We start from the raw sequence: 21,567 nt of genomic DNA on the forward strand, positions 1-21,567 counted from the left end.
GTCGAGGACCGACTATTTCAGCGGCCTGCTAGGCTCCAGACCTTCTGCGTTCTTGCCAAAACAGCATGGTCGCGAGGACTTTACCCGCGACCATGACCACCTCTCACTGCCCTTTAGTCATAGCAGCTTTCCAAAGACGCCTAACTGCCTTTTCTAGAGTTTTAGCTTGTATCCGATATGGCTCGGCTCAAAGCCGAGACGGTCATAAAAGCGATGAGCATCAGATCGGACCTTGTCGGTGGTAAGTTGAACCAGCGAGCACCCCCGCGATCGGCATTCACTGATTGCCCAAGCAAACATCGCTTCACCCAGACTTTCGCCCCGGCGGTCGCTCACAATCCGTACTGCCTCGATCTGTCCGCGCTTGGTGCCATTGCGAGAAAGCCCCGGAATAAAGGTTAATTGAAGGGTTCCGACAATCCGCTGTTCGTCCTCGGCCACACAAAGGAACTGATTTGTATCGCCCTCAATCTCATTGAAAGCATCCAGATAGCATTTCGCTACAACTGGCGAAACGCCTTCCCGCAACGAACCTAACTCGTCATCGGCAAGCATTGTGACAATCGCTTCAACGTCTGCCCTTGTTGCTCGACGTAACCGAATTTTAATCATAAGATAACTTTTCCTTTCTCATTTATAGGTTATTACGCTTCCGGTTGAAGTTGTAGGGCTTTGGCGACCCATGCGGCCATTTCCTGTCGGCGATGGTGAGGGACACTCGCCAGCGATCGCTACGAGGCAGGATGTAGACATGTTCCCACTCTGCAACGAGTTCGTCGCCTTCGCCAAACATTCGATATGCCATGCAGGCTTGCGCGACGTTCGGAAAGAGTTCTGTTGCAGAAATCAGCTTTCCCTCGGGCCGGACGATATTCTCGCGGCGGTAAAAATCCATGGGTGTCACACAGTGATCGCGAACCGCCTGACGCTCTATGGAAAAGTTGCCGATCGGCGTCTGGAGCAGGCTAACTTGATCGCAAAGTCTGCTAAAAACTTCGGCGTCGTCGCAAGTCGACGCCTCATCGTACTCATCGAAAAGCCCTGAAATATCCTCACGAAAAGCCATACTTATCCTGATTAGTTCGGCCTGAACAACTCTGAACCATCTGAATTTTATTGATGAAAGTGCCAAAGCGGTAGCGGGGAATTGCAAGGTTTCGTATGCTGATACTCGAAACCTTGCGAATTTTCGGAGCTGTGATGAAGCCTCGTCCGCGCACTGAAGAGCAGGATGATCTCCTGCGTCCCCGTCTGACCGAGATGATCGATCTGCGCCATGAACTGGCGAAACTCGCCGCGCTGATTGACTGGGAGTTCTTCGAGACCGAATGGGCGGGTTTCTTTCCCTCCCCGACAGGGCGGCCGGCAACCTCGCCGCGGCTGGTGGCGGGCCTGCTGTATCTTCAGCATGCCTATCGGCTGTCTGACGAAGCTGTTGTCGCCCGTTGGGTCGAAAACCCCTACTATCAGCACTTCACCGGCGAGGTGTTCTTCCAGCACCGCCCACCGATCGATCCGTCCTCTCTGACCCGCTGGCGCAAGCGGATCGGAGAGGAAGGGGCCGAGTGGCTGCTGACCAAGACGATAGAGGCAGGGCGCAGGTCAGGGGCGGTGAAGGATCGCAGCCTGTCGCGCGTCGCCGTGGATACGACGGTGATGGAAAAGAACATCGCCCACCCGACCGATGCGCGCTTGTATGAGACCGCACGCGGCAAGCTTGTCGCCCTTGCCGACGAAGGCGGGATCACGCTGCGGCAGAACTACAATCGTCTCGCACCGCGCCTGGCCGTGCAGATCGGGCGTTACGCCCATGCCCGGCAGTTCAAACGCATGGGCAAGGCTCTGAAACAGCTGAAGGGATACGCCGGTCGTGTCCTGAGGGATATCCGCCGGCAGTTGGATGGTGTCGCGGAGGGGTCCTTCCGCGAACGGGTTCTGGACACTCTCGTGCTCGTCGGTCGTCTGCTCCATCAGACCCCAAAAAGCCGCGGCAAGATCTACGCCCTGCATGAGCCCGAGGTCGATTGCATCTCCAAGGGCAAGGCCCGCAAACGCTACGAGTTCGGCACCAAGGTCAGCCTGGCCACCACCATCGACGAGGGCTTCGTCTTGGGCATGCGCGCCTTGCCGGGAAATCCCTACGATGGCCACACACTGCCCGAAGCCCTGGAGCAGGTCGCGACCCTGACCGGTCAGATCCCGGATCTGGCGGTCGTGGACCGCGGGTATCGCGGCCATGGGGTGTTGGAAACGAAGGTGCTGATCAGCGGCACCCGCCGCGGCCTGACGCAAAAGCTGAAAGCGCTGCTGAGGCGACGCAGCGCCATCGAGCCCGAGATCGGACACATGAAGACAGACGGACGCTTATCCCGCTGCCCGCTGAAGGGCACGTCCGGGGACGCCATCTTCGCCGTGCTCTGCGGCTGCGGCCATAACATCCGCAAGATCCTGGCCCACCTCAGGGCTTTGCTGGCCTTCATTCTCGCCGCGATCTTGCAAGTGATCAGGACAGAAAACGGCTATCTCGCTCATGGGCAGCGTTGTTCAGCCTGAACTGATTAATAACTGACTCATTTTCGCTGCTTATATCCCGCCTTGGATAGGCTGTAGCCCGAGAATATAATACAATCATATTTCGGTGGTCCACAGCCTGAACCTGCGATTTCCGGTCACTTCGCGGGTCAGACCGAGATCGTTCAGGCGCTTCAGCATGCGCTCGGCCGTAGGGCGGCTGATGCCAGCGCGCGTCTCCATCTCCATGGCCGAGATAAAGGGGCGTGCTGCCAGCACGGCGATGACCCAGGCGGCGTTGTCGCCCTTGATGCCGGCAGTGGCGGGTCGGGCCTGCTCGGACCAGGCACCGATGCGCAGGATCAGGGCCCGCGCCTCCTGCACACCAGCGCGCAGAGCGGCGAGATGCGTGGCGCGTCGATCCTTGGGCGGACCATAGCCGGTCCAGACTCGTTGCCCATGCCGGCCAAAGGGGACGAAGCGCAGCCCCTCGGCCCCTGCCGCCAGGTGGCTCGCTGACCAGACAGCCGGCTCGGCCACCTGCCCTGGTGGAGACAACTCGGCCATGCGCCACAGGGCCAGAACCTCAGGGCCGCGCGCCAGCGGGTGCAACGCTGTTAAGGCATCGACTGCCACCAGAAAACTCAACCGCCGCGCCATCGAACTCCCTGCCCTGCAGGCGCAGGTCCATGCTGGTGGAAGATGGCTCATCGGATGCGGCGCGGCGATGCAGTCCCAGAAAGGCCGGCAGGTCCGCCAGGGCCCCCTGCCCTTCCAGCCGGCGGACAGCCCACCGCGCCAGACGCAACGGCTCCGGGTCGGATGCCGCGCGTGCCTCCATTAGTTCGCGGCCGATCTCGTCTCGACCCAGCATCAGCCCCTGCGCCCGCAGCATCGCCTCGACCTCAATATGGACCAAGCGTTCGCGGGCCCCTGCGGCATCCGCCGCGGGCAGCGTCAGCAACGTGGCCTCCAGCCGCCCGAGATCGCGGGCCGCATCTGCCAGTGCAGAGGCTTGAGCCGCCTGTGCGACAAGCCAGGGCTGGGGATCAGATAAAGACGGCATCTGATCGATGGGCAAAGCCCTTTTTTTCAGTTTAATCGCAGTGTCTAGATACTCTTTGACGTCAACTTAGCACCTTTATGAAGTGCACTGATGTACTTTCTGAGGGTCGGTTGCAGGATCTTCCTGCTTTGCTACGCGCCCCTCGACCCCCGCAAGCGGCGCTTCATTCGCTAGAGAAACACGGCATAAGAACAACGCGGATCTACTTGCGCACGTTTACAAATGGTCGTTGACGCAACATCCTCAAATGTGTTGCACAAACCGTGCCAGAGCCGACATCTGCAATATGTTGCAAGACGAGATGGGTTTTGCAATGCTCGGCACCACGCAGCAACTGTCAACCACGCCCGAACAACGAGGCGCTCGGATCGCTTGCATATTCTGCCTTTCATATTTGGGTTTCGGACTTCGGTAGTCTGCCCTGCGGCCTAGCCAAAAGAACAAGCTGCCCTTCGGGTCAACCCAAGGTAGAGAGCACTTGCAACCATGGGCAAAGTGATTGTTTTACGAGTTCCGCCCTCGGTTGCCATTTTCCTGCGAGAGATTGAGCCAGCGACGGTGGACCCGCTCCGTATGCCGATATTCGGCAAAAGCCACATCCAGCAGGAACATCGCCATGGACCTCAGCCGCGACGAGCGGGCTGCGTGAATGCGGGCGCACAGCGGAGTATGGGCTGATCCACACAGCAGGCGGTTCAGCCCCACACTCGTGCGCCAAGGCATACCTAGCGGGACCTGTTCTTTCATGATGCCCTCAATGCTCGTCGTCGTGCGGGTCTGGAAAAACTCAAGTTCATGCAGAACAAGCTAGACGAGTCGCAAAATAAACCCTAGGTTGAATTATAAGCCAGAAAGACTTTGCGGTCATCGAGTGTAAAACTCGCAAATCCGACAAAGCGAGGCGAGCAGTGACGACAGGTTCGATACGACGTTCCGGGCATTCGCCCTGCACACCGCGTGTGTTCCCCCTCCCGCGGATCGACCTCTGGTGGCCCCCGACATTCCCTCCGGGGGCCACCAGAAACTGACCAGACCCCAACCTATCGATATTTGCCTTTCTTCCCGGAGGGGAAAGCCCCGTACGAAGGCGGAGTCGCGTATCAAACTGCAAGGTTGTTGAGTAAATCAGCGCCCCGAGGTCGCGCATCTGCATCTGGACATCTGCCAAGTCGTCCCGCAGTAACCCCCTGCACCGGCATCATGCTTTTGCGGCCCGGCGCAGGGGCCAGGATTTTTGCTTGTTCCTCCTGGCCCCGTTACCTCTCCGCCATGGCGCTTCTTGCTGGGCGAAATGCAGCGACGGGTGACTAGCGGCTAATCGCGCCATGGAGCCCTGGTACGAACGCGCCGGAATACCGCCTCCAGAACCCCCGAACGGCGACGCCCTGGTCGCTTCCGTCTGAATTTGCGGGAGCCTTTCCGCAAGTTCAGATGATGTTGGTGGCTTGTGAAACGGAGGGTCGGGTGTGGACCTTCAGGGGCACTTCAGATGCCGTAGCGCTGCTGCTTTCCTTTATCCCCCTGCCCCGGTCACGGTCCGTGTTTGAATGCGAGGCAAAAAAGGTGCAGCGTGGGTCAAGTGAACCAGGTGCGAGAGCACCCTCCTAGCCAGGAGATTTAGATTTGACGCCCGCGGCATTGTCCCGCACGGCTTTTTTGTTGGCAACCGCCCGATTTGAGAAGCTCCACGCCCCCTCAGGACTCATCCCGAGGTCGAGGCATGCCTGAACAATGGACTTGCGGCGGACGTCATCCGTCATGCTTTCTGACATCTGCCGGTCACGACTCGCCAGGAGAGCGACCCTCCCGTCGGGTTTCCCCTTGTTCACATTCTTGGCCATGATGTGGGTCCTCGATCACCGTAAAGACTGACGGATCTGGCACCCTACGCGTTGGCTGCTGAATAGATAGACAAATCGCTGGCAGTGATGACGCATGGGAAGGAGGTCGGTGTTGCTCAGATTGGATCGTCGCTGAGTTTCAATGCCCCATCCGGGAGGGGGCGCTGCAACTCACCGGCAGATATCCCACCAAGCCAGGCGTCCCATTCCTCCGGCTTCGTCAGGATGACCGGCATGGCTTTGGGATGGATGGCGCCCACCTCCGCGTTTGGTGGACTGGTCAGGAAAGCGAAGAGATCGTCCGTGGTCTCTCCGTCGTTCACCTTTCGCACCGACGTCCAACCGCGGGTCTCGATCCCCGCAAAGAAGATTGGCCCGTCCTCTACAGGCACAAACCACTGGAAGCCTTTGCCCTTGCCCCTCGGCTCCGAAAAGCTGGTCAGCGGCACCAGGCAGCGATGCCCTTGGCCAAGCCACCTGCGCCAATGCGGCGATGCCAAGTTGCGGATATTGGTGACACCCGGATCGCGTTCGGTCTTCAGAACACTTCGCGGCGACGGCATGCCCCATCGCGCTTTCACCAGTTCGGGGCCACCCTCGCCATTGCGGATGATTGGCGCCCACTGGTCAGGATAGACCCTGCCTGGTTCGAGATTGCCTGCATTGTCCGTCAGGCCCTTGAACAGGCGGCGCATGGCCTCTTGAGGCATGGTGGCACTGTAAAGATTACACACGGCCTGATCTCCTTCTCCGTCAGCCTAGCATAGCCGAACTCGCCTCGACCACACTCCCCGGATGACGATGAACTCCCCCCCGGTTGACACATTGCCGCAATAAGAACAAAACAGGAACTATGATTCCGCAACTTTGAGATGAAAGGCCCCCTGCCCTACCATGCCCGATGCCGTTCCCCGCCCCACCGTCGCCGCCCTGCGCGCGCGCATCGCCCATCTCGAGGGCGCGGAGATGCATGCGCGCGAGGTGCTGCCCTTCGGCGTCGACAGGCTCGACCGGCGGATGCCGCAGGGCGGGCTGGCGAGGGGGTGTCTGCACGAGGTGGCGGGCGGTGGCGGCGGGGCGGTAGATGGGGCCGCAGCGGCATGCTTCGCCGCCGGTATTGCCGCCCGGCTGCCCGGGCCGGTGCTGTGGTGCGTGACCCAAGCCGATCTCTTCGCCCCGGGGCTGGAGCAGGCGGGCCTTTCGCCCGACCGAGTGATCTATGTCGAGGCGGGTAACGACACCGCGGTGCTGGCCTGCATGGAGGAAGGGCTGCGGCATGGCGGCCTGGGCGCGGTGGTGGCGGATGTAGCACGGCTGTCGATGACCGCCTCGCGCCGGCTGCATCTGGCGGCCAAGGCCTCGGGCACCACCGGCATCGCGCTCCGGCGCTGGCGGCGGCAGGCGGATGCCAGCGATTTCGGGCAGCCCACGGCGGCGATGACCCGCTGGCGGGTCTCGGTGCTGCCCTCGGCCCCCCTGCCCGTCCCGGGCGTCGGCCGGCCGCGCTGGCTGATCGAGCTGATCCGGGCGCGGGCCGGCGAGTCCTTCGATCTCGAACTGGAGGGTTGTGATGGCACGGGTCATCTCGGTCTGCCTGCCGATGTGGCCGATCGACCGGCGGCAGCGGCAGGCAGACAGCACGCCCTCGGCTGAGGCCCCGCTGATCCTGGTGGGCCGGCTCAGTAACCGCCGGGTGGTCACCGCCGCTTGCGAGGCGGCCATGGGTCTCGGCCTGCGCATCGGCATGCCGGTGAGCAAGGCGCAGGCGCTGGCGCTGGCGCTGGAGCGGCTTGGCCTGTGGCTTTTGCAGCGCATCGCGCCCATCGTGGCGGTCGATCCACCCGACAATGGCTATGCCGCATCCATTGCAGAGCTTCTTATACCGGAGCAAAGCCTGCTGTTGCTTGCTGGTTTCGCGGGCATTGCTCTTGGCGGCCTGCTGCTTTCGGCAGGCTATTTATATATGATTCTAGTGCTGAACGAGTGCACAAGGTTGCTTGGCGCTCTGGTTGAAGTAGGACAGAACTCACTGGTGGTCTATGTTTTGCAGGGCTTTGTTGCAAGCTTTGTATTCGGAGGCCGTAGGTGAGGGCTGTTTAAACGGTTCGGGTTTGTCAAGCTTTTGGCAATCGGTCTTCTGATAGCCGGGCTGCCTGTTTGTGCGATTGAAGTTGTGGCGGTACGCGCCGGCCGCGGTCCGGTGGAGGAGTTGCTGCGGTCGATGACCTTTGGTCGGTGCTGCAAAATGGTCGGTGCTGCAAAAGGAGCAGTTAGATTTGAGTTATTCCGCCTTCGACCATAGCCTGCTATTCCAATCGGTCAGTAGCACTTGATCGACCTTAACAGGTGTTAATTCGGCAGCCACTCTCCGGGCATCCGTATCCTCGCTTAACACCTGTTAAGCCACATTTCGCTTTCCAATCAGCGCCATCACCATCGGCCCGCAAGAAAACTCGCCTGACGCGGCCTTCGCTGTGAGTGCACGCAGATACCCACCCGGCGACCTGATCTCTGCAAAACGCTCTAGCATTGCCACCATGACAATCGATGCCTGTTCCGGTCCCATGCAACGCTGAGCCTCTTCCCAAGCTGACAGGCTGATGCCCATCGCAGGTCGCATATGACAGGCAGCATTGAAAAGCTGATGCCAGTGCCTGACCTCGCCTTGGTAAAACACACCAAGCGAGGGGCAGGCGGCAGTGACCAGATGAAGCGGGATATTCGGCATCTGCTGCATCTCTCGCTGGTCAATTCTGTCATCAAGCACGATAACCTGCTCATTTCGTGCATCGTTGCATTGCGCGGGATCTTCTAAGCTATGTTCAGAATCAATAGATTCTTTATTTGAACTATGATGGTGCTGCTCAATTTGGGCAGCATTGCTGTTCAGATCCTCTGTTCCAGGGCCGTCAATGATGCTCCTTGCGTGGTCGAGCAATGCCTCAAGCTTAGTGCGGAACTCGCCCAAAACCTCAGCTGAGAGTTTGCGGCGGAGGGCTTTGGCCACCACCACGGCCGTGTCATGCAGTTGCCGCCACAGATCAAGATCAGGCCTCACCTCTTGGCCGAACTCTGCCAGGGCCGCCAGATCGCGGCGCATGAGGCTTACAATCACCCGCAAGCGTTTGACGCCGCTTTCAGCATTGCGTACCGCGTCAGCCGCGCGCGCAATTTCTTCAGCGCGACGAAAGAGCGGGGAGAGGTCGAAGCCGAAGGCACAGCGCTCGTCACCATGCTTACGGGCGTAACGTTTCCCGTTCGGGCTGTCGCGCCTTGCCACCATGCCAGATTCGATCAGCCGGGAAAGATGGCGGCGCATCGTCGAGCAGGGCATGCCGTTCAGCCGTTCACAGATGGTCTTATTGGCCGGAAAAACGATCATCTCCGCGTTTCCGCCAAGCGCATCATGCGGAAAGAAGCTGAGAAGCCCCTGCAGAACTGTCAAATCGCGTTCCGTGAGGCCAAAGGCGGTCTGAGCTTTGGACAGCTCGCGCAGAAGCTCCCATTTGTTTATCGGCCTGTCCGGGACGGTGGCTTCCGTCCTTTCGACCACGCGCAGGTTGGCATGCGAAATTGGCCGCATAAACGGTGAAAGTGGCGTGTAATCCATAAGTTCATTCACGAAGGCAAAGATTCCACGTACCGCGAATCGCTTTGCGCTTGCGGGGTAGGGGCCAAATCGCTACATTCAGAGGTGCGAAAACTGAGTTTGTAGCGGGCTTCGCCCGGTGCAGAATCCAAAAAGGGTCTCGTGGGGCTTGCTTCACGGGGCCTTTTTCTCTTTTGCCTGTATCGTGCCTCCTTTTTTGTTGGTTGCTCGTCCTCAGTCTTCTGAACGTTTCCAACGCTCATGAAGCTCGGCGATCAACTGCGGGGCATTGCCCTCCAACCAGCTGACGAAATTTGAATCCTCGGCCCTAAGGTCGAGTGTGAACTGCTTGCCACGGCGCCCGGTGGCGACCATTGCTGCGCCAATACCGGGGATCAGTACGGCGGGCGGGCGATTGTGGAGCGGTGGGCCAGATCGTTGTGCTGACGACAGAACGGCAAGGAACGCTTTGTCGGATTTCTCATCAGCATCACCTGAATGCGTTGTCTTGATATTATTGGCCAATGATACCAGCGGGTCGCGGTCTGCATCGGCAGCCGCCAGCAATTTCTTGAGCTCTTCCCATCGAGGCCTGCCGATACCGGGCGCCGCACCGATGGCGAGGACAAGATCCTCTCCGACTGCTCTGACGACACTCAACAACTGAGAAACACCGGCCTCGGTTAGGTTCAGCACCTCTGCGACGCCTTTGTTCGTCCGTTCGGCCTCATTCAGATGATCGCCATCCAGCAGGGCGGCGGCGACAAGCGCCCGCTCGATAAAGCTGAGGTCGCGGCGTTCCTGATTTTCCAGAAGCTGATCGCGAAGCGCCTGATCGCCTTCAATCTCTGTGACGATGGCGCGAACCTTTATGCCAAGTTCGCGGCAGGCCTCAAGACGCCTCCGGCCATAGATCAGGCTGTAGCGATCACCGTCCAGGGGCCGCACGAGGATGGGGACGCGCTGGCCGTTTCTGGCAATCGACGCCTTCAAGCCCTCGACCCCGATTTGCAGTCGATCATCAAGCCGGCCCGTGGTCTCGATTTGGTCTGAGTCGATCTCGAACACGCCGCCGCGAAGACGGCGGCCCTCCATGGCGTCGGGGGCGTTGCGGAGGGTCTGCAGCGGCAGACCGAGTTTAGGCTTTCTTGCCATTGCGTCCCCATGTGCTTTGGACAAGTGCTGCGATCTCGTCATTGACGGCATTCATGGAATCGATGGCGCGATCAAAGGTTTGTCTTGTGAAATCTCTTCGGTCCGCTTCGTACAGCGTCTGCTTTGTAAGCCCGGCGTCAGAGATGGCGGTGGATTCCACCATATGGTTTGTGAGGACGGAACGACCGAAAAGACCGCGGATAAAAGCGATGACCTCGGTCTGGGGGGCGTCGCCGACCTTGTAGCGTGTCGGCAGGAAGCGCAGCCAATCAAAGCGCAGATTTGCGCCTGCGTCCCGGATAACCCCAAGCAGATCGGCCGTCATCCGCAGAAACTGCGACATGGACATGAGGTCAAGCATCTGGGGGTGAACGGTTACAAGAACACCCGAAGAGGCAGACAGCGCCGACATTGTCAGAAAGCCAAGCTGGGGCGGGCAGTCGATCACGACCACGTCGTAATCCGCCTCAACGCTGCCAAGCGCGTCCCGGACACGGGCAAAGAATGCCCGCGCCCCGCCCCGCTGAATCGCAGCGGGCGTTTCATGCTCGAACTCCATCAGCTCAAGATTGCCGGGGATCAGGTCGAGACCACGGATATAGGTTTTGCGGATCACATCCGAGATAGGGACCGGATCGTCATAGCGGACCGCGTCATAAAGCGTTCCGCCCTCCATTAGATCAATCTCGGGCTGGATACCGTGAAGAGCAGACAGAGACGCCTGCGGGTCCAGATCAATCGCCAGAACCCGGTACCCCTTGAGGGCAAACCGCTGTGCCAGATGAGCCGAGGTCGTGGTCTTGCCGCTGCCACCCTTGAAGTTCACAACGGATATGACCTGAAGTTCATCACCCTGCCAACGCCCCGGCACATAGGTTCCGGGCTTTTTCGCGTTTGTTTCCAATGCATGACGGATCTGCCAGATATCATCCAGCGTATAGCGGCGGTGGCTGCCCGCCGTTGTCTCGACGTTTGCGATTTTTCCTTCCCGATGCAGCTTGCGGAGATAGGTGTGGTCGACGCCTAGCAGTTCGGCAGCCTCGCCACTGGTCAGGCTTCGCATGACCTTTTTCGCGTCCGGCGGAAAATGGGCTGCGCGCTGAGCATGAAGATTTGACGCGAGAAGTTCCGCGTAATGTCCAATGGCGATATCCAGATCCTGCTCAGCTTCGCTCATATCCGTCCCGATCCGTGGGCGCGCTTTTTATCTGATCGCGCGTTATTTTTCGAGACTATTGCCCGCGCAACCAGATTCGTGCAAGCACTTTCTAGACTCGGTGGCTTTCCGGTCGCTCAGCACAAACACGTTGTGTCTTGCACCGGGCTCACCAGCGGGTGCACAGATGCTCAACCGCGCGGGCCAGCGGCACCGCTCGCAGACCGTTGCTTGCCGGAACCTCATGTTCACCCGCATAGACCAGCAGCTTTTGGTCAGCCCCGATATCCTCGACCGCGAGATGAAAACCTCGCGATACCTTTGGGGTGGTGGTGCGCTTGATTTCAATCGCCCAAGTTTCGTTTCCGGGAAGCCTCAGAACAAGGTCCAGCTCCGCACCTGCGGCCGTCCGGTAGAAATAAGGCTCGGTCCCCGCGGGTGCGCAGGCGATCAGGGTCTCGATGCAGAACCCTTCCCAGCTGCCGCCGACCACCGGATGGCCGAGCAGGCTCTCCATGGAACCAAGGCCAAGCAGGGCGTGGACAAGGCCGCTGTCCCTCACAAAGACCTTTGGCGATTTGACGAGGCGCTTGCCGACATTCTCGTGCCAAGGCTGCAGGCGTCGCACCAGCATGAGATCAACGAGCAGATCAAGATAGCGCCCAACCGTCTGACCCGACACACCCAACCCCTCGGCCAGCGCAGCAGCATTCAGCAGCCCGCCCTGTGCATGTGCCAGCATTGTCCAGAAGCGGCGCAAGGTGGTCGCCGGTATTCGCGGCCCAAGGGCAGGGATGTCGCGCTCCAGATAGGTCCGCAGAAAATCCCCGCGCCAGCCAATGCTGGCGCTGTCATTCTCTGCCTGAAAACTGTCAGGAAAGCCCCCGCGCAGCCACAGGTCGTTCTGCCGTTCGCGGCCTACCTCATCAAGCAGAAGGGGTGGCATTTCGATATAGCGGACGCGACCGGCAAGGGATTCTGCAGATTGATGAAGCAGCACATTCGATGCAGAGCCCAGCAAAAGGAATTGTCCCGTGCGGAACCCCTTGCGCCTGCGCATGTCAATCTGCCCGCGGAGGCTTTTGAACAGGCCGGGCATCTGCTGAACCTCGTCAAGGATCACGAGCCGACCCGCCTGTTCGTCCAGATAGAGATCGGGCTCGGTCAGGACCTGCCGGTCTGCGTCGCGCTCCATGTCCAGGTATACAGAGGGGCGTTGCTCGGCTATCTCCATTGCAAGAGTGGTTTTTCCGACCTGCCGGGGCCCCAAGAGCACAACGGCCGCTTGGCTTTGAAGAGCGGATAACACGATCTGGTTGGTGCGGCGTTGATACATACCTTGTAACTATTCCATGAAATGGAGGTTTTGCAAGGTTGTTCTGTTTTACAGCCGCTCCAATGTCTTGACCTTTTCTAACAGCATCTTCACGGATGAGAGCTGCCAGCTTGTCCGCCCGCGCGGGGCGCGTTCGCGCATGGCCTCCAGCCGGGTGCAGATCGCCTGCAGAGTGATGTCGGGATCGGCGCCTATGACGGCGGCGACAAGGGCGGGCAGGCGGTCATCTGCGCCGCGGCGGCGGGCGCAGTCCAGCACAAACCGGGGCAGGAAGCCGTCGCGGATATTGGCGTTCACCACGTGCAGCAGCCGCGCCTGCGTCCAGCGCCGGGCCTCGGGCAGGGGTGCGTTGATGATGCGCAGCACGTCCTCCCACGGCATGTCCGGGCGCAGGCGGCGCACATGGGGGACCCAGCCCGTCGCGCTCTGCCTCAGTCGCTCCATGTAGCCGTCGTGTCGGGTGAGGCGGACCTTGCGCAATGCGGCCGGATCGCGGGCGCGCAGGCCGGAATTGCCGCCGATCCGGCCCTGACTGCGGGCGCCTTCCCGCCCTGCCTTGGTGCGCTCTCGGATCAGGGCGCGTTCAAATTCAACGGCGGCGCTCAGAACCTGCAGCGTAAATTTGCCCTGCGGCGAGGCGGTGTCCATCGGGTCCTGGATCGAGCAGAAGAACGCGCCTTTGGCTTCCCGCCGCTCAATCACCTCCAGCAGGAGCGACAGCGACCGCGCCCGACGGTCGATCCGCACCATGACCAACGTGTTGCCCCGTCCGATGCGGTCCAGCACGCGGGCGAGCACGGGCCGAGCGCGAGTGCCACCTAAGCCCTGTTCTTCGTGGATATCAGAGCAGCCCGTAGATTTCAGGGTCTGCACCTAGGGCAGGGGGGTCTGATCTTCGGTCGAAACGCGGGCGTAGCCGAGCAGGGGCATCAGAAGAACCGTTTTGCATAAAAGCTAAGCTTTAATAAACGACCGTTTGTAAACAGAAGCAAGTAATCTGCCCTCGATCATATGCTCTGTTTCTTCAGTGGATGAAGACCAATCGCAGGGCTCTCGTGCCCTTGGTAGCCAAGCAGTGAAACTGCTGCAGTCGGCCTCCAGAAAATACATCAGTACTCTTCATAAAAGTACTAAGTTGATGCCTGAAGTTATCTAGGCACTGCATTAAAATGAAAAAGAGGCTTCGCTCCTCGATCAGATGCCGTGGTAAGCGGGGCAAATTTCCGGGCAGCTCAGTTCAGACAGGCTGCCCCGCGACAAGGTCAGGGAGGAACGGGACGCGTCCAGCCGACTGGTTGAGGCCGAGCCGATCGCCCAGATAAACGAAGAAGGAGATGCCGAGCTTTCGACAGGTCTTCATCAACCCAAGCATGACATCGCGGGCCTGGCGGCCATCAATGCTCATTGTGCCGCCTGAGATCCGCCGTTTGGTCACGCAGGCACGCAGGTCGTTTTCCGAGGCATTGGTGTGGAGTGGAGTTTCCGGCCGCTCCAGCACTTTCAGCAGTTCGTGCTTTCGTCTGTGCAAGCGGGCTAGCAGCTGGTCCAAGTCGTTGTAGCCGGTCAGTTGCGTGAAGATGTTGTCGAAGCGCTTGGCAAGCATGGGGCAGTCTGCCTCAGCAGGGGTCAGCTTCCAGAGCTTCAGATCTCGATACAGTGTCCAGATCTCGTCCCGGATCTTCTCGATCTTGCGTGCCTGTTGGGGCGTCTTTGGCATTAGCTTCTGCAGCAGGCGCTCGGCATGTACCCAACACAAGGCATGATTGGGGACACGGAACTGCCCGGCATCATCGGACACGACCACCGTGTTTTCCATCAGCCCGTAATGGCGCACCGCGCCCCAGAGGGCGCCCTCGCTGACCTCACGCAGCAAGGTTCGGTCGAAGACATCTATGCGAAGTGCTACCAGGTGCTCGTACCAGGCCATCTGCGAGGTCAATAAGGTCTTTGGATGGGCGGCAAGATAAGCGACGACGTCCGGCGCGACTTTGCGACGGCGCATGTAATCGAGCGCTGCATCGTTGATCACGTAATCCTCGCGACCGGCCCGCAAGAGTGACAGGAAATTCAGCCGCGACTTCGAGCGGCCTGTCCGAAACACGGTAAAGTCGGCACCGCCGATCTGTGTCGTGATCCCGTCGCGGCGGGCGTGGCGGGCGCCAGTGTCATCCACGCTGATGAAGGGTGCTGTTGCCAGGCCGGCCCGAAGGACTGCTTGATCCTCTTCGATAAAGCCGTCAAGACGACTGGTCAGGATGCGCACGACCTGCCGCTTGGAGATTTCCATGCCGATCCCGTTCAGGATCAAGGTCAGCCGTTCCGTCGTGACCTGCCCCTGGGCATGAAGGACAAGACAGAACCGGCGCAGGTTGGCGCCAAAACCGCCGAGCAGTCCCGCTGGCAACGGTGCGATGATCGTCTTGCCCTCTGGAGTCAGCCAGCGCTCGCGGCGATAACGGACAACTTCGGACGAGATCGCCAGCTCACGGACCAGAACTGTCTCGTAGCCTTTGAAGCGCGACCCGGTGGGAGCCTTGGTCGTCAGTACCTCTTCGCGGGTGACACGATCCCGGTCGCGCTTGGCACCGCGGCGCCGTGATGGACCGCCAGATTTGCGAACTTCGCGTTCCGTAGCCTTCTCCATGCCGGATGGCTTGAAGGGAGGCCGAGGGGGCAGGTTCTTCAGCCGCGCAATCTCATCGCGCAGTTCCTGGTTCTCCACCTGGAGCGCCGCTTGCGACGTCTCGGCCGTCTCGAGTTGATCGGCGAGTTGGGACACCTGGTCTTCGAGGGAATGAAGCCGCTGCGACAGATCAATGACGAGCCGACGCAAACTGTCGGCGCTCAGCATCTCAAAGGCATCATCTGACGGCAGGCTCATACGATCTTGGTCTGATTCAAGATCGTATGAACCCGCTTTTGGATGATGGATCTGAGCCACTGTCCCCCGACGCCCTGCGTCGGCTCGCTGTGGATCTGTCGCAACGGTTTGGGGCGCTCGAGGCACAAGTCGCCGACTTGAGAGGCGAGCTCGAGAAATCCGAACTTGCCCGGGCTGCTCTCCAAGCTGAAAACCAAGTCTTGCGCGACGAGATTGCGCGGCTGAAGAACTTGCCACCGCGCCCCCCTTTCAAGCCGTCCGGCATGGAAAAGGCGACGAACCGTGACCTTGGCAAGGCAGCAGGGACGGCTCGGCGAAGGGGACCCAAGCGCGACACGGACCGTGTCACGCGTGAAGAGGTGCTGAGAGCCGAGGCTCCGGCAGGATCACGCTTCAAGGGCTATGAAACTCTTCTGGTTCGCGAGCTGGTCATGTCTGCCGAACTTGTCCGCTATCGGCGGGAGCGGTGGCTAACGCCGGAGGGCAACACAATCATTGCGCCATTGCCGGCGGGATTGATCGGCGGCTTTGGTGCTAACCTGCGCCGGTTCTGCCTTGTCCTTCATGCCCAAGGGCAAGTCAGTAACTGGGGCAGATTTCCGGGCATGATCGTTGCGCTCTTGATCTCGGTCTGATTCAAGATCGTATGAACCCGCTTTTGGATGATGGATCTGAGCCACTGTCCCCCGACGCCCTGCGTCGGCTCGCTGTGGATCTGTCGCAACGGTTTGGGGCGCTCGAGGCACAAGTCGCCGACTTGAGAGGCGAGCTCGAGAAATCCGAACTTGCCCGGGCTGCTCTCCAAGCTGAAAACCAAGTCTTGCGCGACGAGATTGCGCGGCTGAAGAACTTGCCACCGCGCCCCCCTTTCAAGCCGTCCGGCATGGAAAAGGCGACGAACCGTGACCTTGGCAAGGCAGCAGGGACGGCTCGGCGAAGGGGACCCAAGCGCGACACGGACCGTGTCACGCGTGAAGAGGTGCTGAGAGCCGAGGCTCCGGCAGGATCACGCTTCAAGGGCTATGAAACTCTTCTGGTTCGCGAGCTGGTCATGTCTGCCGAACTTGTCCGCTATCGGCGGGAGCGGTGGCTAACGCCGGAGGGCAACACAATCATTGCGCCATTGCCGGCGGGATTGATCGGCGGCTTTGGTGCTAACCTGCGCCGGTTCTGTCTTGTCCTTCATGCCCAAGGGCAAGTCACGACGGAGCGGTTGACCTCGATCCTGAACGGGATCGGCATGGAGATCTCCAAGCGGCAGGTCGTGCGGATCCTGACCAGCCGTCTCGAGGATTTCGTGGCGGAAGATCGGTCGGTTTTGAGGACCGGTTTGGCGACAGCACCTTTCATCAGCGTGGATGACACTGGCGCCCGCCATGCCCGCCGCGACGGGATCACGACGCAGATTGGCGGGGCCCGCTTTACCGTGTTTCGGACAGGCCGCTCGAAGTCACGATTGAACTTTCTATCTTTGCTCCAGGCCGGTGGCGAGGATTACGTCATCAACGACGCAGCGATTGAATACATGCGCCGTCGCAAAGTGGCGCCGGAGGTGGTGGCCAGGCTCGCCGGCCACCCCCAGACCTTATTTAAATCACAGATGGCCTGGTATGATCATCTGGTGAGGCTTCCCCTGGATGTCTTCGACCGCACTCTGGTGCGCGAGGTCAGTGAGGCGGCCCTTTGGGGCGCGGTGCGCCATCACGGGTTGATGGAGAACACAGTGGTCGTGTCCGACGATGCCGGACAGTTCCGTATCGCCAATCATGCCCTGTGCTGGGTCCATTCCGAGCGGTTGCTGCAAAAGCTGATGCCCAAGGTGCCGCAACAGGCCAAAAAGCTGGAACGAATACGGGATCAGGTTTGGGCGCTCTACCAGGATCTGAAGCACTGGAAGCTCACTCCCACAGAGGCGGACCGCCCCATCCTTGCCAAGCGCTTCGACGACATCTTCGGGCAGCGCAGTGGCTACAAGGATCTGGATCAGCTGCTGGTCCGGCTGCACAGGCGGAAGAATGAGCTGCTGATGGTGCTGGAGCGCCCCGAGATCCCGCTCCACACCAATGCGTCCGAAAACGATCTACGCGCCTGCGTAACCAAGCGTCGCATCTCGGGCGGCACCATGAGTGCTGATGGCCGCGAGGCCCGTGACGTCATGCTCGGGTTGATGAAGACCTGCCGAAAGCTCGGCATCTCCTTCTTCGCCTATCTGGGTGACCGGCTCGGCCTCAATGGGCCAGAGAAGCGCGTCCCGTTCCTTCCGGAACTCGTCGTCGTTCGGCCCGCCTGAACCACACTGCCCGGAAATCTGCCCAAGTTACAATGCCGTGTAACTGGGGCAGATTTCCGGGCATGATCGTTGCGCTCTTGATCTCGGTCTGATTCAAGATCGTATGAACCCGCTTTTGGATGATGGATCTGAGCCACTGTCCTCCGACGCCCTGCACCATGAGTGCTGATGGCCGGGAGGCCCGTGACGTCATGCTGGGTTGATGAAGACCTGCCGAAAGCTCGGCATCTCCTTCCTCGCCTATCTCGGTGACCGGCTCGGCCTCAGTGGGCCAGCCGCGCGCATCCCGCCCCTTCCAGAACTCGTCGTCGTTCGGCCCGCCTGAACCACACTGCCCGGAAATCTGCCCCAGTTACGATGCCGTCCCTGACCGATCCCCGGCCCTGGCTTGCCGCACAGGCGGCTCAAGCCTCTGCACTGGCAGATGCGGCCCGCGATCTCGGGCGGCTGGAGGCCACGTTGCTGGCGCTGCCCGCGGCGGAGGCCGCAGGGGCCTGCGAACGCCTTGCCCATCTCGAGGTCGAGGCGATGCTGCGGGCGCAGGGGCTGATGCTGGGTCGAGACGAGATCGGCCGCGAACTGATGGAGGCCCGCGCGGCATCCGACCCGGAGGCGTTGCGTCTGGAGCTATGCGGGATTTTGGGTGACGCGGCCTGATCAAGCGGCGCGGCTTTCGTTGGCGTCCTGCTCGGCGACACCGTCAGTGAACTTGACGCCTTCGACGACGAGAGGCAACTGGTTTGCGCCCTTCAGTCGTCGCCATTTCTTCGCTGCGGCCTGAACCAGCTTGAACACCATCAGCTTCGCTGTCTTCTGAGACAACGCGCCTTTGGTTCGGACGGTGCGATGGCGGACGGTCGCGAAGACGCTCTCGATCGGGTTGGACGTGCGCAGGTGGTCCCAGTGAGCGGCCGGGAAGTCGTAGAAGGCCAGCAGTGCCTCTCGATCCTTGGTCAGGCAGGCGACGGCTTTCTCGTATTTCACGCCATACTTCTCGACGAAGGTATTGACGGCGGTCTCTGCCGCCGCGCGGGTCGCGGCTTGCCAGATCTCCCGCAGGTCAGTCTTCACCGCCGGGTGCATCGACTTCGGAAGCTTGTTCAGGACGTTGGACACCTTGTGGGTCCAACAGCGTTGGTGGCGCGTGTCGGGGAAGATCTCATCCAGCGCCTTCCAGAAGCCAAGGGCACCATCTCCGACCGCGAGGTCCGGTGGCGCCGAGAGGCCGCGGGCCCTGAGGTCGACCAGCAGTTCATGCCAGCTCTGCGCGCTCTCGCGGACCCCAACCTGGAACCCCAGCAGCTCCTTCTTCCCTTCCGGCGTCGCCCCGATGATCACCAGCATGCACTCGGCCTGCGGCTCCATCCGGGCCTGCAGATACACGCCGTCGGCCCAGACATAGACGTAGCGCCGGGCCGAGAGGTTTCGGCGTTGCCAGCGGTCATGTTCTGCTTGCCACTCGCCCGTGAGCCGCGAGATCGCTCCTGGCGACAGGTTGGGCGCATCCGGACCGACCAGCGCGCTCAGAGCCTCCTGGAAGTCTCCAGTCGAGACGCCGCGCAAGTAGAGGACCGGAAGCAGAGCATCAAGGCTAGGCGAACGGCGCGCCCACTTCGGAAGAATGCGCGAATTGAACCGGATCTTGTCCTCCGGCGGCGCATCAGCTGCCCGGTCGCGCACCTTCTGTCTCTGCACCGGGATAGGGCCGATCCCGGTCTGGATGTTCCGCTCAGGGCCGGTGCCGTGGTGGACAACGCGCTGCCTGCCATCGGGCAGGCGCTCCTCAGCAAACTGCGCGACAAAACTCGCGGCCTCAGCCCTGAGTGCCGCTGCCAGCATCTGCCGGGCGCCGTCGCGTGCAATCTCGGTGAGTGGATCAACGACAGATCCGGGCTGGTGAAGCGGGGTGATCGTGATATCATCTTCCAAGGCGTATCGCTCCTTCGGGAGGTTCTGGCAGGCTTTGACACCCACCACGATACGCCGCCTTCTCAGACCCCATCACCCAAAATCGGCCATAGCTCTTGCGTCTGGCGCGGTGGGCTGTCCGCCGGCTGGAAGGGCAGGGGGCTTTGATGGACCTGCCGGCCTTTCTGGGGCTACACCGCCGCGCCGCATCCGATGAGCCATCGGCGACCAGCATGGACCTGCGCCTCCAGGGCAGGGAGTTCGATGGCGCAGCCGATGAGTTCCTGGCGGCCGTCGATGCCTTCGCGGCGTTGCATCCGCTGGCGCGTGGCCCTGCGGCTCTCGCCCTGTGGCGCATGGCCGAGCTGTCTCCACCGGGGCAGGTGGTTGAGCCGGCTGTCTGGTCGGCGCGCCACATGGCGGCAGGGGCCGAGGGGCTGCGCTTCGTCCCCTTCGGCCGGCATGGGCGGCGGGTCTGGACCGGCTATGGTCCGCCCGCGGATCGGCTCGCCACGCATCTTGCCGCGCTGCGCTCCGGTGCACAGGAGGCGCGGTCCCTGATCCTGCGCATCGGGGCCTGGTCCGAGCAGGCCCGGGCCGCCACCGCCGGCATCAAGGGCGACAACGCCGCCCGGGTCATCGCCGTGCTGGCAGCACGCCCCTTTTGTCTCGGCCATGGAGATGGAGACGCGCGCCGGCATCAGCCGCCCTACGGCCGAGCGCATGCTGAAGCGCCTGAACGAGCTCGGCCTCACCCGCGAAGTGACCGGCAATCGCAGGTTCAGGCTGTGGACCGCCCATCTGTGATCGTCACCTCCCCCCGGAAGCCGACGCGCCCCAGGAATGACGACGCGCCGGCGAGCCTGGCGCCGGGCCGGGGGCCTCAGCCCGTCCCGCACGCCTTGCCCGGCCGCAGGGGATAGATGACCTGGCCGTCCTCCTGCCCGCGGGGCCATTGGCCGTCGCGGCGCAGGCGGACCTGGTCCTGCCAGCCGCGCGGGCTGATGCCGATATGGCGCTTGAAGAGGCGCGAGAAGTAATAGGCATCGGCGAAGCCCAAGCGATGCGCGGTCTCGGCCACCGAACAGCCGGTCTCGAGGAACTGCATGCCCGTCTCCATCCGCTTGAACTCCTGGTACTTGGCCGGGGTGCTGCCCAGGCTGCGACGGAACTCCCGGCGGAAGTAGTCGGGATTGTAGGGGGCGGCGGCCACCACGCGCTCGGACAGTCCGGGCTGCAGGCAGTCGGCGGCGATCTGCGCGGCGGCGACGGTGATGGCCATGGACAGGCCCACGCTGTCGTCCAGCCCCGTGTCGCCGGGCGTGGTCCAGGCGATGAAGGCGTCGTCGATGAACTCGGTCAGCATCACCATGAAGGCATGGTGCATGGCCAGGGTGGTCGATCCGGCGGGCGCGCTGGCGCGGTAGTGGCGGACCAGCGGCTCCAGCATCGGCCAGCGTGACAGGCGGACCACGCGGCGAAAGCGCATGCGGCCCAGAAGGTCGTGATGACCGAACAGCTCCAGCCGGAAATGCTGCGCGAGGCCTGTATAGATCCGGGCGGGGTCGGGATTGCTGCCCTGGAACCGGGTGTTGCCGGGGATCAGCATGGCCATGCCGGGGGTCAGGCGGATGCGTTCGCCCTGCAGGATGTAGTCGCCCGTTCCCTCGAGGCAGATGACCAGGTCGTGGACCGCGTTCACCTTGTCGATGGACCAGCTGTGCGAATGCTGCATGCGGATCGCCGAACGGGTCAGCGTCAGGTCCAGCGCACGGGGCGGGATGCCGGCCAGCACGGCGGCGGGCATCAGGGGCTGTTCGGTTTCGTCCATCTT

21 protein-coding genes are annotated in these 21,567 nt (G+C 61.3%); 7 read left to right on the forward strand and 14 right to left on the reverse strand.

Annotated features, from left to right (window positions below; genetic code table 11):
* Positions 1-153 precede the first annotated feature (153 nt).
* Complete coding sequence (locus tag E4191_RS23235) at positions 154-612, reverse strand: GNAT family N-acetyltransferase (protein WP_139616635.1); 459 nt, start codon at positions 610-612, stop codon at positions 154-156.
* Positions 613-634: 22 nt separating this feature from the next.
* Positions 635-1,066: a hypothetical protein gene (locus E4191_RS23240; protein ID WP_228461924.1), complete on the reverse strand. Its 432-nt coding sequence runs from the start codon at positions 1,064-1,066 to the stop codon at positions 635-637.
* A gap of 134 nt (positions 1,067-1,200) precedes the next feature.
* Between E4191_RS23240 and E4191_RS23245 the strand changes: the two genes are divergently transcribed.
* Positions 1,201-2,553 (forward strand): IS5 family transposase, encoded by a 1,353-nt coding sequence (locus E4191_RS23245; protein ID WP_139616707.1) that lies wholly within the window; start codon positions 1,201-1,203, stop codon positions 2,551-2,553.
* Between the two features lie 75 nt (positions 2,554-2,628).
* Here E4191_RS23245 and E4191_RS23250 read toward each other — a convergent pair whose 3' ends face one another.
* The 4 genes from E4191_RS23250 to E4191_RS23260 form a co-directional block, all read right to left on the reverse strand.
* Entirely contained in the window at positions 2,629-3,171 is a 543-nt protein-coding gene (locus E4191_RS23250; RefSeq protein WP_176562873.1) for a Fic family protein, read from the reverse strand.
* Complete coding sequence (locus tag E4191_RS24010; RefSeq protein WP_176562874.1) at positions 3,098-3,577, reverse strand: hypothetical protein; 480 nt, start codon at positions 3,575-3,577, stop codon at positions 3,098-3,100. The genes E4191_RS23250 and E4191_RS24010 overlap by 74 nt, the downstream gene beginning before the upstream one ends.
* A gap of 1,604 nt (positions 3,578-5,181) precedes the next feature.
* Complete coding sequence (locus tag E4191_RS23255; RefSeq protein ID WP_139616637.1) at positions 5,182-5,418, reverse strand: hypothetical protein; 237 nt, start codon at positions 5,416-5,418, stop codon at positions 5,182-5,184.
* A gap of 116 nt (positions 5,419-5,534) precedes the next feature.
* Positions 5,535-6,152: an SOS response-associated peptidase gene (locus E4191_RS23260; protein WP_176562875.1), complete on the reverse strand. Its 618-nt coding sequence runs from the start codon at positions 6,150-6,152 to the stop codon at positions 5,535-5,537.
* Between the two features lie 160 nt (positions 6,153-6,312).
* Here E4191_RS23260 and E4191_RS23265 point away from each other — a divergent pair, with 160 nt between their 5' ends.
* Both E4191_RS23265 and E4191_RS24790 read left to right on the forward strand, forming a co-directional pair.
* Entirely contained in the window at positions 6,313-7,071 is a 759-nt protein-coding gene (locus E4191_RS23265) for an ImuA family protein (protein WP_139616638.1), read from the forward strand.
* 67 nt (positions 7,072-7,138) lie between these two features.
* Positions 7,139-7,507, forward strand: a complete 369-nt coding sequence (locus tag E4191_RS24790; RefSeq protein WP_139616639.1) for a hypothetical protein — start codon at positions 7,139-7,141, stop codon at positions 7,505-7,507.
* Positions 7,508-7,816: 309 nt separating this feature from the next.
* On the opposite strand, the gene repC is transcribed toward E4191_RS24790, so the two are convergent.
* The 6 genes from repC to E4191_RS23300 form a co-directional block, all read right to left on the reverse strand.
* Positions 7,817-9,028, reverse strand: a complete 1,212-nt coding sequence (gene repC, locus E4191_RS23275; protein WP_139616640.1) for a plasmid replication protein RepC — start codon at positions 9,026-9,028, stop codon at positions 7,817-7,819.
* 213 nt (positions 9,029-9,241) lie between these two features.
* Positions 9,242-10,162 (reverse strand): ParB/RepB/Spo0J family partition protein, encoded by a 921-nt coding sequence (locus E4191_RS23280; protein ID WP_139616641.1) that lies wholly within the window; start codon positions 10,160-10,162, stop codon positions 9,242-9,244.
* Positions 10,146-11,339 (reverse strand): plasmid partitioning protein RepA, encoded by a 1,194-nt coding sequence (gene repA / locus E4191_RS23285; protein ID WP_139616642.1) that lies wholly within the window; start codon positions 11,337-11,339, stop codon positions 10,146-10,148. The genes E4191_RS23280 and repA overlap by 17 nt, the downstream gene beginning before the upstream one ends.
* Positions 11,340-11,487: 148 nt before the next feature.
* Positions 11,488-12,654, reverse strand: coding sequence for an ATP-binding protein (locus E4191_RS23290; protein WP_139616643.1), 1,167 nt, complete (start codon positions 12,652-12,654; stop codon positions 11,488-11,490).
* A gap of 48 nt (positions 12,655-12,702) precedes the next feature.
* Positions 12,703-13,527 (reverse strand): recombinase family protein, encoded by an 825-nt coding sequence (locus E4191_RS23295; RefSeq protein ID WP_228461925.1) that lies wholly within the window; start codon positions 13,525-13,527, stop codon positions 12,703-12,705.
* A 364-nt stretch (positions 13,528-13,891) separates the two neighbouring features.
* Positions 13,892-15,535 carry an IS66 family transposase gene (locus E4191_RS23300; RefSeq protein ID WP_139616095.1) on the reverse strand — a complete coding sequence of 548 codons (1,644 nt, stop codon included), beginning with the start codon at positions 15,533-15,535 and terminating at the stop codon, positions 13,892-13,894.
* 26 nt (positions 15,536-15,561) lie between these two features.
* Between E4191_RS23300 and E4191_RS23305 the strand changes: the two genes are divergently transcribed.
* The 3 genes from E4191_RS23305 (at position 15,562) to E4191_RS23320 (ending at position 18,482) form a co-directional block, all read left to right on the forward strand.
* Positions 15,562-16,170 (forward strand): hypothetical protein, encoded by a 609-nt coding sequence (locus tag E4191_RS23305; protein WP_139616644.1) that lies wholly within the window; start codon positions 15,562-15,564, stop codon positions 16,168-16,170.
* A gap of 11 nt (positions 16,171-16,181) precedes the next feature.
* Complete coding sequence (locus tag E4191_RS24015) at positions 16,182-17,825, forward strand: IS66 family transposase (protein ID WP_176562876.1); 1,644 nt, start codon at positions 16,182-16,184, stop codon at positions 17,823-17,825.
* Positions 17,826-18,182: 357 nt separating this feature from the next.
* The gene (locus E4191_RS23320) at positions 18,183-18,482 is read left to right on the forward strand and encodes a hypothetical protein (protein ID WP_139616645.1); all 300 of its coding nucleotides are present in this window, start codon (positions 18,183-18,185) and stop codon (positions 18,480-18,482) included.
* Here the strand turns inward: E4191_RS23320 and E4191_RS23325 are convergent, their stop codons facing one another.
* Entirely contained in the window at positions 18,483-19,754 is a 1,272-nt protein-coding gene (locus E4191_RS23325; RefSeq protein ID WP_135312179.1) for an IS256 family transposase, read from the reverse strand. It lies immediately after the preceding gene.
* 146 nt (positions 19,755-19,900) lie between these two features.
* Here E4191_RS23325 and E4191_RS24020 point away from each other — a divergent pair, with 146 nt between their 5' ends.
* Entirely contained in the window at positions 19,901-20,656 is a 756-nt protein-coding gene (locus tag E4191_RS24020; RefSeq protein ID WP_176562877.1) for a hypothetical protein, read from the forward strand.
* On the opposite strand, the gene E4191_RS23335 is transcribed toward E4191_RS24020, so the two are convergent.
* Positions 20,617-21,564, reverse strand: a complete 948-nt coding sequence (locus E4191_RS23335) for a helix-turn-helix transcriptional regulator (protein ID WP_139616647.1) — start codon at positions 21,562-21,564, stop codon at positions 20,617-20,619. The genes E4191_RS24020 and E4191_RS23335 overlap by 40 nt on opposite strands.
* Positions 21,565-21,567 lie beyond the last annotated feature (3 nt).

Origin of the sequence: Paracoccus liaowanqingii (assembly GCF_004683865.2) — a bacterium.
Classification (GTDB): Bacteria; Pseudomonadota; Alphaproteobacteria; order Rhodobacterales; family Rhodobacteraceae; genus Paracoccus; species Paracoccus liaowanqingii.

What these genes read in the sequence shown, in the direction of transcription:
- E4191_RS23335 (WP_139616647.1), bottom strand. Translation starts at nt 21,564, where the DNA reads ATGGACGAAACCGAACAGCCCCTGATGCCCGCCGCCGTGCTGGCCGGC.
- E4191_RS24015 (WP_176562876.1), top strand. Translation starts at nt 16,182, where the DNA reads ATGAACCCGCTTTTGGATGATGGATCTGAGCCACTGTCCCCCGACGCC.
- E4191_RS23265 (WP_139616638.1), top strand. Translation starts at nt 6,313, where the DNA reads ATGCCCGATGCCGTTCCCCGCCCCACCGTCGCCGCCCTGCGCGCGCGC.
- E4191_RS24020 (WP_176562877.1), top strand. Translation starts at nt 19,901, where the DNA reads ATGGACCTGCCGGCCTTTCTGGGGCTACACCGCCGCGCCGCATCCGAT.
- E4191_RS23320 (WP_139616645.1), top strand. Translation starts at nt 18,183, where the DNA reads ATGCCGTCCCTGACCGATCCCCGGCCCTGGCTTGCCGCACAGGCGGCT.
- E4191_RS24790 (WP_139616639.1), top strand. Translation starts at nt 7,139, where the DNA reads ATGGGTCTCGGCCTGCGCATCGGCATGCCGGTGAGCAAGGCGCAGGCG.
- E4191_RS23290 (WP_139616643.1), bottom strand. Translation starts at nt 12,654, where the DNA reads ATGTATCAACGCCGCACCAACCAGATCGTGTTATCCGCTCTTCAAAGC.
- E4191_RS23305 (WP_139616644.1), top strand. Translation starts at nt 15,562, where the DNA reads ATGAACCCGCTTTTGGATGATGGATCTGAGCCACTGTCCCCCGACGCC.
- E4191_RS23250 (WP_176562873.1), bottom strand. Translation starts at nt 3,171, where the DNA reads ATGGCGCGGCGGTTGAGTTTTCTGGTGGCAGTCGATGCCTTAACAGCG.
- E4191_RS23245 (WP_139616707.1), top strand. Translation starts at nt 1,201, where the DNA reads ATGAAGCCTCGTCCGCGCACTGAAGAGCAGGATGATCTCCTGCGTCCC.
- E4191_RS23240 (WP_228461924.1), bottom strand. Translation starts at nt 1,066, where the DNA reads ATGGCTTTTCGTGAGGATATTTCAGGGCTTTTCGATGAGTACGATGAG.
- E4191_RS23235 (WP_139616635.1), bottom strand. Translation starts at nt 612, where the DNA reads ATGATTAAAATTCGGTTACGTCGAGCAACAAGGGCAGACGTTGAAGCG.
- E4191_RS23280 (WP_139616641.1), bottom strand. Translation starts at nt 10,162, where the DNA reads ATGGCAAGAAAGCCTAAACTCGGTCTGCCGCTGCAGACCCTCCGCAAC.
- repC (WP_139616640.1), bottom strand. Translation starts at nt 9,028, where the DNA reads ATGGATTACACGCCACTTTCACCGTTTATGCGGCCAATTTCGCATGCC.
- E4191_RS23255 (WP_139616637.1), bottom strand. Translation starts at nt 5,418, where the DNA reads ATGGCCAAGAATGTGAACAAGGGGAAACCCGACGGGAGGGTCGCTCTC.
- E4191_RS23300 (WP_139616095.1), bottom strand. Translation starts at nt 15,535, where the DNA reads ATGAGCCTGCCGTCAGATGATGCCTTTGAGATGCTGAGCGCCGACAGT.
- repA (WP_139616642.1), bottom strand. Translation starts at nt 11,339, where the DNA reads ATGAGCGAAGCTGAGCAGGATCTGGATATCGCCATTGGACATTACGCG.
- E4191_RS24010 (WP_176562874.1), bottom strand. Translation starts at nt 3,577, where the DNA reads ATGCCGTCTTTATCTGATCCCCAGCCCTGGCTTGTCGCACAGGCGGCT.